This window comes from Prochlorococcus sp. MIT 1341 (assembly GCF_034092415.1).
Classification (GTDB): domain Bacteria; phylum Cyanobacteriota; class Cyanobacteriia; order PCC-6307; family Cyanobiaceae; genus AG-363-P08.
In genome coordinates this window covers 981,292-991,969 of sequence record NZ_CP139304.1, presented here as the reverse complement: position 1 = coordinate 991,969, position 10,678 = coordinate 981,292, and the positions used below count along the sequence as shown (strand labels likewise).

The following is a 10,678-nucleotide window of genomic DNA, read 5'->3' as shown; positions in this document are numbered from 1 at the left end:
AATGCTTAAGATCTTGTTCTGATGCACAGGGGTTGTTTTGTCTAGAAGCTTTGCTCAATTGGCTCGACATGCCGGGAAAGCGAAGGCTTCGATCCTTGTTGAAAAAGAGCCCTTGGAAAGCCCCCCCTTAGAGATACATACTCTTGGCGATAATCAATTACGCAAGTCTGCCAAAAGGATAAGCAAGGTTGATGAATCAGTGAGAGAAGTTGTCAGAGACATGCTTAGGAGCATGTATACGGCTAAGGGTATTGGTTTGGCTGCTCCACAGGTAGGAATTCAGCAGCAGTTGTTAGTGATTGATATTGAACATGAAACGCCTTCAACACCACCAATAGTATTAATTAATCCTGAAATTATTACATCTAGTGCAACTCTGGAAACTTATGAGGAGGGTTGTTTGAGTATTCCAGGTGTTTATCTTGATGTGGTGCGACCAGCTTCCATAAAAGTAAGTTTTCGCGATGAGATGGGCCGTCCGAGGAAAATGAACGCAGATGGTCTTTTAGGGAGAGTAATCCAACATGAGATGGACCATTTAAAGGGAGTTCTCTTTGTTGATCGTGTAACTGATAAGGATGGCCTTACTAAAGAACTGGATGATCATGGATTTAGTGCACAGCATGTGACCCCGATAAGTGCGTGATTACTTCATTTATATTTACTTGATTTGCCCTTGTTTTTTGGGTTGCTTAAACGTAATTTATTTTCTTATCGTGACAAGGCCTTCCCAAGGATTCATGCTTGGATTTTTAGAAGTTTTCAAAAGGTTTTTTTGTATTCCTTTGAGTGATAGCCACTTAAAAAAGTTTCTAGTAGCTTCGTTCTTTGCCTAATCAGGAAGGCATCTTGCTAAATTCGTATGCTTCCAAGAACTTTTTATGACCCAGGTAACAGTCGGCGAAAATGAGGGAATTGAATCTGCGCTGCGGCGCTTTAAGAGGCAGGTCTCTAAAGCAGGAATTTTTGCTGATTTAAAGCGTCTTCGCCATCATGAGACCCCAATAGAGAAATACAAGCGAAAGGCTCAACAAAGAAGACGAAGGCGTTGATTCAATAAGCCAGTAATGCTTTTTGGTGAGCTGGTTAAAAGGTCTTGTGCAACCTTGTCTTAAATCAATTGATGAGCTTCATGGTCCTTTTAGACAGTATCAAGTTATCAAGTGGATGCCTTTCTGATTAGTTTGCTTTCTTTTAAGTAGCTATAGCTCTTCCCCCTTAAGCCCCTAGAGCTTGTTTTGCTATGACCAACGACACAATTTTTGGCAGAATCCTTTCCGGAGCAATTCCTTGTGATGAGGTTTATAGTGATGACAAATGTTTGGCGTTTCGTGATATTGAGCCTCAGGCTCCTGTTCATGTTTTAGTGATACCCAGGAAGCCCCTTCCTAGTCTTAAGGAGGCATTGCCAGAGGATGCTGAGCTTTTGGGGCATTTGATTTTGGTCGCAAATCTTGTTGCTAAGCAAGAAGGGCTAGAGGATTGGAGGACAGTTATTAATTGTGGGGAAGGTGCAGGTCAGACTGTTTTTCATCTGCATGTTCATTTAATTGGCGGCCGTCCTTTAACGTGGCCTCCTGGCTAACCTCTCGAAATGTCTATATCTAAGAGTGCTTCAATTTCAAAACCTTTCCAAGGTTTTAGGCAACAGCTTGGAAAGCTGCGAAGACTTGCTCAACCCTATTTCCTTCCTGTTGAGGAGACAAGTGCTTGGCAGTTTTTGTTGCTGATATTTTCCTTGTTGACGGTTGTTGTTGGCCTGACATTATTCCTTTTGACAGTGTTAGTGTCTGGCCTCGGCTCATTTGCGCCTGAATTTCAAGGAAGATTTTTACCTGGTGTACCCGAAAAGGTTTTGGGGGTTTGGAGCAGTCCGGCGGGCTCAATTATTACTATTCTTATGCTTGGGGGCATGCTTTGCTTTGCTTTGTCCCGTACAAAATTGAGAGGCGGTAGATGGGTCCCTTGGGTAATCCTCGGGAGCATTTTGTTGCTAATTCTTGTGATCAATGGCATCAATGTAGGAATTAGCTTTGTAGCTAGAAATGTTGAAAATGCTCTTGTAGGCTATGACCAAGATGGCTTTTGGAAAGTAGTAGCCATTTATGCTTTTTGCCTTGTTCTTGCTTTACCTATTCGAGCTTTACAAAGTTATTTGGTCCCGCGTTTAGGCCTTTTATGGAGAAAGTGGTTAAGCGGCAGAATGCTTAATCGTTATATGAGTAATCGTGCATATTATTTGTTGACGCCTAATGACGAGGAAGCCGAGGAAATTGATAATCCAGACCAAAGAATCTCTCAAGATACGGCAAGTTTTACTAGTACTAGCCTAAGCGTTACTGTAGAAATATTAGCTGCATTACTCACTTTTTTTAGTTTTATTATTGTCCTTTGGAGTATTAGTTCAAAACTTGCTTTATGGCTTTTGATTTATTCGTTTGGGGGAACTGCATTAGTTATATTTGCAAGTCGAAAGCTGGTTGCACTTAACAATCAGCAGTTGAGACTTGAGGCTGATTTTCGCTATGGCTTGGTTCATATTCGGGACAATGCGGAGTCTATTGCTTTTTATAGAGGTGAAAAACAAGAAGCGAAAGAAGCTCAAAGAAGACTGAATGGTGCAATTGATAACTACAATAAATTGATTGTATGGGAGGCTCTTATTAGTGTTATCCAGCGTTCATATGATTATTTCTCAAGGTTTTTACCTTGGTTAGTGATTGCACCGATTTATTTTGCAAGACAAGTTGACTTTGGAGTTTTTGGACAGGCATTCATAGCGTTTAGTCAGGTTTTGGGATCTGTGAGTTATATAGTAAATAATATAGATCGATTAGCTGCCTTTTCTGCCTCGATTAGTAGATTAGAAGCCTTCCAAGGGAAAGTTGAGGAAATAAGCTCTGATTTGACTAATGTGGATACCGATAATGGTCTTCAGAGTGAATCAATTGTATTGAAAAACATACAGTTAGTTCCTCCTCAAAGTGAACGTTGCCTGATTAAAGATTTATCACTTGAAGTTGGGCGTGAGCAGAAGGTTTTAGTTGTAGGCCCTAGTGGTTGTGGTAAAACCTCATTTCTTAGATTGGTCAGTGGGCTTTGGCCGCCTTATAAAGGAGAAGTGCAAAGGCCTTCTCTATCAGAGCTATTATTTATACCTCAGAAGCCATATATGATTCTTGGAACTCTGAGAGAACAATTATGTTATCCCCAAGATGCCAGTCGATTTAGTAATCAACATCTGAGGTCTGTTTTAGAAGAAGTTAGATTGCCAGAAATTAATGATCGCTATCCAGATTTTGATGTTAAACAGGATTGGCAAAGATTGCTATCTCTAGGGGAACAGCAAAGGTTAGCCTTTGCAAGACTGCTTTTAAATTCCCCAAGCTTTGTAGTTCTTGATGAGGCTACCAGTGCTTTAGACGTTAGTACTGAAAGGCATTTATATAAGCTTCTTTCGAATCGTGAAATGGCATTTGTGAGTGTTGGGCATAGGCCTACACTTAGGGATTTTCACGATACCGTCTTAGAACTCGATGGTTATGGTGGTTGGGAGCTCTTCCCGGCCTCTGGCTATAACTTCAACATTGATAACCCCTTACAAAATGACCCAATCAAGTGATTCAAAAGAACATGCTAATGGCAAAGAACCATTGGAAGACTCAAATGTAGAGGCACCAGACTCAGCCCCAAGTGCAACAACCGACGACATTCCAGCCTTTGGATGGAGTGCCTATGCAGAAAGAGTAAATGGCCGTTTCGCAATGCTTGGTCTTGTTAGTGTTTTGATGATTGAAGTCTTGAGTGGTCAAGCTTTTCTTCATTGGGCAGGCTTTTTGCGCTGATCATTTAACTTTTGACTTGAATTAGGTCAATATCCCACCTTCCATTGCGACTAACTTGTACTGCCAAGACTCTCCCTTCTGCATCTATAGAAACTTGTTTTGGCACTCCTTGTGGAATGAGTTCTAACTTTTGAATAGTTCCTGATCTTCGTCGATAAATCAAAAGTTCTGTTTTTGATCCACGTTGTCTTATTAGTGCCATTCGTTCTCCATCAGAATTAACACTTATACTGATGACTTGTGCATCAGATTTGTTGGCGCCTGGCAAGGCAATTTTTTTCCCATTTCTTATATTTATTAATTCAATAATTTCTTTACCCTGTTTATTAGCTAGTGTGACCAATAAATCATTCCCAAGAGATGGTTCCCTATGAGTTGTAGCTGTTTTTAGCAGTAAACTATTTATAATTGGAATTGGTCTCAGTAATGTTTTGCTACATGAGCTAATGCTTAGCAGTATTGTTGCACTTATTAAGAAACGAGAAATCCTCATTTATTTAGTATTTGAATTACTTAAAGATCTATTGTTGGAAATATCAGGGCTAAGAAAATGCCTTAGGTCAAACACTTCGACCTTCCATTTACCTTGATGTGCGAGTTGTATGGCTAAGGTGCTTGCATCAGGTGAGAGATTGACTCGAATAGGAGTCCTTTCCCCGATAAGGGGAAAGGAATAAAGCTTTCCTGTTAAACGATCTTCTATTGTTACCAAGCGACGATTTCCTCGTTGAATGATTACGGCTAAATAACGCCCACTCCAGCTGAGTGAAGGTGAGCTATGTGGTTGGTTTCTAGAAAAATGTCTTAAAGAATGAATTTGACCACTTTTAATATCGCGTAGCTGGATAGTTGGTCGGCCGAGTTTATCAATGATGAAAGCGAGCTTCTCGCCGTTGCCACTTAATGCTGGTTCCTGTTTGCTTTGGATGAAACCATCGCTAATTGAACCTTCTAAAGATGATGTGCAGCTAGAAAGTCCAAAGCTGAGGACAAATGAGATTAAAAACTTTCCTCTTTTGTGGAAATAATTAATCGTCAAAGCGAGCATTGTTATCCCTTGGCTTAGAGGGACGAGGTGTTTTTCTTGGAGAAGGACGTTTTGAATAGCCGCTACCAGATTGACCTCTGTTTGCTCTATCGGAGTTTTGGTTTTGGGGTGCTACTGATCTTGGCCTACTTTGAGTGAATGCAGCGTCTTCTGGTTCTGGTCTGATAGGAGACCCTTGAGGCACTCTTCTTCTTCCCATCGCTGAGGAATTCTCGTTCTGAAGTGTTGATGATTGTGTTTTTTGCTCGAAAGACTCCCCACGGTTTCTTTGAGGGTTTGCAGATGGGCGACTCCCTCTCCTTTGAGATTGCCTTGCATTACGTCGTTCTCCAAATGTTTCTTGGCTTAAACTTTCATCCCCACCTCTGAATCTCGACATACGCCTAGATCGCTCAGTGCTTTCACTCCAGTTGTTTGCCTGACTGCTCCCTCTGTTATTCCTGATTCTGCTTGCTGCTTCTTCAGGAATGGCTGCTCGTGATGTTCTTCTCGAGCGGTATGAATCTTCCTCTCTTTCATCAGATTGAGCAGGACCTTGGCCAGTGAAGCGTCGTTTGACAGGACTGGGCTCGTCAAATCTTTCATACGGTTCAAATGATTCGTCCCAACCCTCAGAATTTCTTCTGCCAGGCATTGATGCAGGGAGTGGGTCTTCATCAAAATATGAAGATCTCCTGGCTTGGTCTGCGGCGATGCCTCTTAGGCGAACACTTTCGTAACCGAAAAAGACTGTTGTTCCAGCAAGAAGGAATTGTCCAAATTGCAGAATAGGATCTAATCGCCAGCCTTGAAAAAATAGAATCCCACCACAAAGGAGACCTATAGCAGCAAAAAAGACATCGTAATCTCGTGCTAATGCTGGTTTCCATGAACGCATGAAATAAAGGCCAGCACCACATACAGCCAGCACTATGCCGACTATGCTTGCCCAATTAAGACTGGCATTGACCAATGTTTGGTCCCCTAAAAAAGTACGTAAGGCAGGGTTCTAAACCTCCCTATTGCTTATAAGTTTAAGAACTGCGCTAGTAGTTCTCAAGGGGGCTCTCTTGATAGGTTTTTTTACCTATCTTGAGACTTGATCTTTTTGGCTTACCCAAATCAGTGCACTAGCCGCTGGGACAAGAAGAACTATCGCGCCGACTAGGCTTAGCAAGAGGTTTATTAGAGAAGGTGTCATGGCAGTGGTTTACTTGGGCAAGACCAAACCAATCCTAAAGATAGAAGTGCACTTTTCTACGATTAATTAACGGATCTTTTTGAGCTTTGTGACTCCCTTCATCCTCCAAGGTCTTCCAATATTGCATGTAGTCCTTGGTATTGCCTTGGCTATTTGGACTTTGACCTTCTTAGTGAGAATTGTTATGACTTGGTATCCACAGGTCAATCTCAGTAAGGGCTTTTGGCCCTTGATTGGATTACCAACAGAGCCTTTTTTGGCTCTTACAAGAAGAATTGTTCCTCCAATTGGTGGTGTCGATGTTACGCCGGTTATTTGGTTGGGCTTAGTAAGCTTGGCTAGAGAATTATTGGTAGGGCAGCAAGGAGTCTTGTCGCAAATTTTGTTGGGGAAATAGTGTTTGTCTTCGATTAAGGAAGCATCTCCTGCTCAACGAATTTAGTGTGCACATCTCCTTTGAGGAATTCATCCCGATTGAGTAAAACCAGATGAAAGTCAATAGTTGTTGGAATTCCAGTAACAGCACATTCGTTTAGTGCGCGTTGCATTCTCTTTAGTGCTGTTTCTCTATCGTGACCCCAAACAATTACTTTCCCAATGAGAGAGTCATAAAAGGGCGGAATCTCATAACCCGTATAAACGTGACTATCAACTCGCACTCCTGGACCTCCTGGGGGAAGCCAACCAGTTATTCGACCAGGTGAAGGGCGGAAGTTGTGAGACGAGTCTTCAGCATTGATGCGACATTCAATTGCATGGCCGTTTAGGTTTACATCCGATTGTTTGAAACTGATTGCTTCACCGCCAGCGATTCTGAGCTGCTCAGCGATCAGGTCAATGCCAGTAACCATTTCTGTGACAGGGTGCTCTACTTGAATGCGCGTATTCATTTCCATGAAATAGAAATTGCCGTTGCGGTCAAGTAGGAATTCCACAGTGCCAGCACCTTCGTAATTAATACTCTTAGCTGCGGAAACAGCTGCGTTGCCCATACGAAGCCTTAGTTCAGGGTCAAGTGCTGGACTAGGTGATTCCTCTAGAAGCTTCTGATGTCTTCTTTGGATTGAGCAATCACGTTCACCTAAATGCACCACGTTGCCATGTCTATCTGCGAGAACCTGAACTTCTACGTGTCTTGGTCGGTCAATGAATTTTTCCATATATAGGCCAGAATTCCCAAAGGCAGCTTCTGCTTCGCCCTGTGCAGCTTTATAAAGGTTTTCAAGTTGTTCTGGTTTGTTTACAAGTCTCATTCCTCTTCCACCCCCACCAGCAGTGGCTTTAATCATTACGGGATATCCCATCCCTTTAGCCAATTCAGCAGCTTCTTCTGGACTTTTTAATAACCCTTTGCTGCCTGGAACAGTTGGAACGCCGACGTTTTGCATAGTTGCTTTTGCTGTCGACTTGTCACCCATTGAACGAATTGATTCAGGAGAAGGTCCAATAAAGGTGATGTTGTGGTCTGTACAGATTTCTGCAAAACGATCATTTTCTGCGAGAAACCCATAACCGGGATGTATTGCATCAACTCCGCGAGATGTCGCTGCAGCAAGAATGTTGGGAACATTTAAATAACTCTTGTTGCTAGGAGAATCTCCGACACAAACAGCTTCATCTGCGAGTTGGACATGAAGGGCGTTGCGATCGACAGTGCTGTAAACAGCAACTGTCCCTATCCCTAGTTCTCTGCAGCTACGGAGAATTCTTAGGGCAATTTCGCCACGATTGGCGATGAGTACTTTGCCGATAGGCATCCTGCATTGTCCAGGCTTTGGGCGGATCGTATCAGCGCTACTGACCCCTTTGCTTATCAGATTAATTTCCTTCGTAGGATTATGATTAAAAAAGACTTAGTCACTAAGGCCAGTCTTTTAGGCGGATGTGGTGGAATTGGTAGACACGCACGTCTAAGGAGCGTGTGGCTTCGGCCTTGCGAGTTCAAGTCTCGCCATCCGCATTTCTTTATGAAAGCTTGATTGAATTAGATTCCGCTTCTAGGCAAGACAACTCTTTTTCAGTGGTCTTGGTTTCCAATGGACCTGGTGAATTGGCTACGTGGGTTCGTCCTCTTGCAGAAAGTTTGCATACCAGGCTTTTGATGCGCCCCCTTGTTTTTTCTGCTGAAACTTCTCTGCACTTGGTTTTGGTACCTTGTCCAAATGCAACTGGGAAAGAGGCTGATACTGCCAAAAAATGGGGATATTTTGAATCGGTGAACGAACCCAGTCAATTTTGGGATTTATTACTTCGACCAAAACGCTACCTGTCTTTGCCTCGAAAAGGCTTGGTTGTTTTTTTGGGAGGAGATCAGTTTTGGACTGTTTTGCTTTCAGCTCGACTTGGCTATAAACATTTGACTTATGCCGAGTGGATAGCACGCTGGCCAGCTTGGAATGATCGAATAGCTGCCATGTCAGCGGCTGCCATTAAAGGAGTTCCTCGAAACTTGCAATCTCGTTGCACAGTCGTTGGGGATTTAATGGCCGATCTTTCAACTTCGCCAAGAGCGAAAGCATCCTTGCCAAAAGGTGAATGGATTGCCTTAATGCCTGGGTCTAAAAAAAGCAAACTTTGTGTTGGAGTTCCTTTTCTTTTAGAGGTGGCTGATCATCTTTCATCCCTTAGACCAGGTTGTAATTTTTTGTTGCCTATTGCTCCTACTACAAGCCTGGAAGAGATCCAAAGACTTTCAACTCCAACTAATCCTATTACTGCGTTCTATTCATCAAGAATTGATTCCGTCCGGCCAAGTTTAGCCTCCTCTCTAGGCAGAAGAATCTTTACCGTTGCTGGTACCGAAATCTTTTTGGAGGAAGAGCAACCTGCCTATGGTTCGTTGAGTCAGTGCGATTTAGCTCTCACAACAGTCGGCGCAAATACGGCTGAACTAGGCGCTCTCTCTGTCCCTATGATTGTAATTCTGCCTACGCAGCATTTAGCTGTGATGCAGGCTTGGGATGGCTTCCTGGGGCTCTTGGGTAGGCTTCCAGGACTTAAATGGTGTATTGGTGCCCTTTTAAGTTTTTGGCGATTAAGTCGAAGGGGGTTTTTAGCTTGGCCAAATATTTCTGCATCTCGAATGGTTGTTCCTGAAAGAATAGGCAGAATTACACCTCGATTAATAGCGGAAGAGGCGGCAGCTTGGCTTGCTTCTCCGGAAAGGCTTTCTGGACAAAGGGAGGACCTGAGAAGCCTGAGAGGGAAGCCTGGCGCAGTTAAAGCGTTAACTAATGAGGTTTGTAGTTTTTTGCCTAAAACTTATAGGGAAGATTAGTGTTCATGGAAATCTAATCTTTTGAAATTCAAGTTATTTAATTAATTTGGTTAGAAAAAGATTTTTAACTTTGAAAGTATTCAATCTTTCATGCAAGAGTGGAAATTGGTTTAAGGTTATTCTTATTCTTAAATTAAATCTTCTAGTTAGAAAATCTTTTAACTAAAGGGGTATAATCTTGGCCTTAGAATAACGAGAAATAATGGTTAATTCATCACCATCATTTTACTCACCATGGGTCTTCCAATTCATTTACTCTAGACCTTTGCTTAGGGTTATTTGCTTTTTTATTCTTGTCGCTGTTAAAGTCCAAAGGTTCAACATCTAAAAGGTCTTCATTACTTCTAATTTCTCTTTCAGAAGGAGACTTTCTTTGTTGATCTTTTTCATCTTGAGGCGACCTGCTTTTGGATTGAAAGCCATCATCTAAGAATTGGCTCTCCTCTTCATAATTGTCGTAGCCAGATTGTGTTCTAGTTGGTGGCATTTCATCTAAATATCTTTGCTGAAAACGTGTCTCTTCAATTGGCCTGTTGAGTTCTACATATTCCAGCTCCTCCTCTGGTTGAAAAGTTTGTGAAGTTGAAGCTTCAATCCTTAGCTGCTCATCATCATTTGCTTGACCAGAAGACAGTTGGTTTTCGACAGGAACTAGGTTGACTCTATATCTTTCTCTTTCTTGTTCTTCCCAACTTGATCCACCAACTCCAAGCTTTTCTAAAACACCACTGTTTAGTTGCTTGAGCTTTTCTTCTGCTCCCTCATAAACAATTATTCGGTCTGTGCCGCTACTTACAATTTCTTCTACTGGTATCTCCCATGTGCTCAGGACACCTTCTCCCAAAAGGGGAACCCCTAAAGCTCCCATTACTAGTGTAGTGAGTTCTCCAGTCTCAATGTCAAAGGCGAATCCCAGCACTCTGCCTAGTTGTTCTCCTGATTCAGTTATCACCTGGCAATTGATGACTCGGCTAAAACGTTCTGGAGTAAAGCCTTCGCTTAAAGAGTCAGCTGAATCAACGAGAATTACATCTCCGACTTGCTTAATTTGCTCAAGAGGCATCCAGCGCGGAAGACCTGGAAGGAACCTGGTTAGGGGATTATCACGCAAACCAAGTGCTATTACTTCTCTGCGATCAATATCGACTACAACCTCACCAACTACTCCAAGCCGTCTACCCGTGTCTCGTGTGATGACCTGCGTCCCCATTAACTCTGATCTAAGCCAGAGGCGGTCACTAGGCACTGTTGCTAGAGGATCATTAGAGGGCTGGGTTGTGGTCAAAGGCAGAAATTTCGAAGGGGAGGTATTAGCTTATTGGATCATT

At 42.6% G+C, this 10,678-nt stretch carries 13 protein-coding genes and 1 tRNA gene; 8 read left to right on the top strand and 6 right to left on the bottom strand.

The window, feature by feature from the left end; genetic code table 11:
* Positions 1 to 37 precede the first annotated feature (37 nt).
* The 5 genes from def to SOI84_RS05055 all read left to right on the top strand — a co-directional run bounded on the left by def (position 38) and on the right by SOI84_RS05055 (position 3,845).
* Complete coding sequence (gene def, locus SOI84_RS05075) at positions 38 to 646, top strand: peptide deformylase (RefSeq protein ID WP_320673490.1); 609 nt, start codon at positions 38 to 40, stop codon at positions 644 to 646.
* 235 nt (positions 647 to 881) lie between these two features.
* Positions 882 to 1,052 carry a 30S ribosomal protein S21 gene (gene rpsU, locus SOI84_RS05070; RefSeq protein ID WP_006043142.1) on the top strand — a complete coding sequence of 57 codons (171 nt, stop codon included), beginning with the start codon at positions 882 to 884 and terminating at the stop codon, positions 1,050 to 1,052.
* A gap of 191 nt (positions 1,053 to 1,243) precedes the next feature.
* Positions 1,244 to 1,585 carry a histidine triad nucleotide-binding protein gene (locus SOI84_RS05065; RefSeq protein WP_320673489.1) on the top strand — a complete coding sequence of 114 codons (342 nt, stop codon included), beginning with the start codon at positions 1,244 to 1,246 and terminating at the stop codon, positions 1,583 to 1,585.
* 9 nt (positions 1,586 to 1,594) lie between these two features.
* Positions 1,595 to 3,622, top strand: coding sequence for an ABC transporter ATP-binding protein/permease (locus SOI84_RS05060; RefSeq protein WP_320673488.1), 2,028 nt, complete (start codon positions 1,595 to 1,597; stop codon positions 3,620 to 3,622).
* Entirely contained in the window at positions 3,606 to 3,845 is a 240-nt protein-coding gene (locus tag SOI84_RS05055; protein WP_320673487.1) for a chlorophyll a/b-binding protein, read from the top strand. The genes SOI84_RS05060 and SOI84_RS05055 overlap by 17 nt, the downstream gene beginning before the upstream one ends.
* Before the next feature lie 4 nt (positions 3,846 to 3,849).
* Here the strand turns inward: SOI84_RS05055 and SOI84_RS05050 are convergent, their stop codons facing one another.
* The 4 genes from SOI84_RS05050 to SOI84_RS05035 all read right to left on the bottom strand — a co-directional run bounded on the left by SOI84_RS05050 (position 3,850) and on the right by SOI84_RS05035 (position 6,073).
* The gene (locus SOI84_RS05050; protein WP_320673486.1) at positions 3,850 to 4,338 is read right to left on the bottom strand and encodes a hypothetical protein; all 489 of its coding nucleotides are present in this window, start codon (positions 4,336 to 4,338) and stop codon (positions 3,850 to 3,852) included.
* On the bottom strand, positions 4,339 to 4,893 hold the full coding sequence (locus SOI84_RS05045) for a hypothetical protein (RefSeq protein ID WP_320673485.1): 555 nt from the start codon (positions 4,891 to 4,893) through the stop codon (positions 4,339 to 4,341).
* A complete protein-coding gene (locus SOI84_RS05040) occupies positions 4,874 to 5,845 on the bottom strand; it encodes a Ycf66 family protein (protein WP_320673484.1) in 972 nt (323 codons plus the stop codon). Before SOI84_RS05040 ends, SOI84_RS05045 begins: the two co-directional genes overlap by 20 nt.
* Before the next feature lie 114 nt (positions 5,846 to 5,959).
* Positions 5,960 to 6,073 (bottom strand): photosystem II reaction center X protein, encoded by a 114-nt coding sequence (locus tag SOI84_RS05035; protein WP_320673483.1) that lies wholly within the window; start codon positions 6,071 to 6,073, stop codon positions 5,960 to 5,962.
* A gap of 79 nt (positions 6,074 to 6,152) precedes the next feature.
* On the opposite strand from SOI84_RS05035, the gene SOI84_RS05030 reads away from it, so the two are divergent.
* Positions 6,153 to 6,470 (top strand): YggT family protein, encoded by a 318-nt coding sequence (locus tag SOI84_RS05030; RefSeq protein ID WP_414153583.1) that lies wholly within the window; start codon positions 6,153 to 6,155, stop codon positions 6,468 to 6,470.
* A gap of 13 nt (positions 6,471 to 6,483) precedes the next feature.
* On the opposite strand, the gene accC is transcribed toward SOI84_RS05030, so the two are convergent.
* Positions 6,484 to 7,830 carry an acetyl-CoA carboxylase biotin carboxylase subunit gene (gene accC / locus SOI84_RS05025; RefSeq protein WP_320673481.1) on the bottom strand — a complete coding sequence of 449 codons (1,347 nt, stop codon included), beginning with the start codon at positions 7,828 to 7,830 and terminating at the stop codon, positions 6,484 to 6,486.
* Between the two features lie 121 nt (positions 7,831 to 7,951).
* Between accC and SOI84_RS05020 the strand changes: the two genes are divergently transcribed.
* Positions 7,952 to 8,033, top strand: a tRNA-Leu gene (locus SOI84_RS05020).
* 15 nt (positions 8,034 to 8,048) lie between these two features.
* Positions 8,049 to 9,350, top strand: coding sequence for a glycosyl transferase (locus tag SOI84_RS05015; RefSeq protein ID WP_320673480.1), 1,302 nt, complete (start codon positions 8,049 to 8,051; stop codon positions 9,348 to 9,350).
* A 229-nt stretch (positions 9,351 to 9,579) separates the two neighbouring features.
* On the opposite strand, the gene SOI84_RS05010 is transcribed toward SOI84_RS05015, so the two are convergent.
* Complete coding sequence (locus SOI84_RS05010) at positions 9,580 to 10,635, bottom strand: PRC-barrel domain-containing protein (RefSeq protein WP_320673479.1); 1,056 nt, start codon at positions 10,633 to 10,635, stop codon at positions 9,580 to 9,582.
* Positions 10,636 to 10,678: the final 43 nt, after the last annotated feature.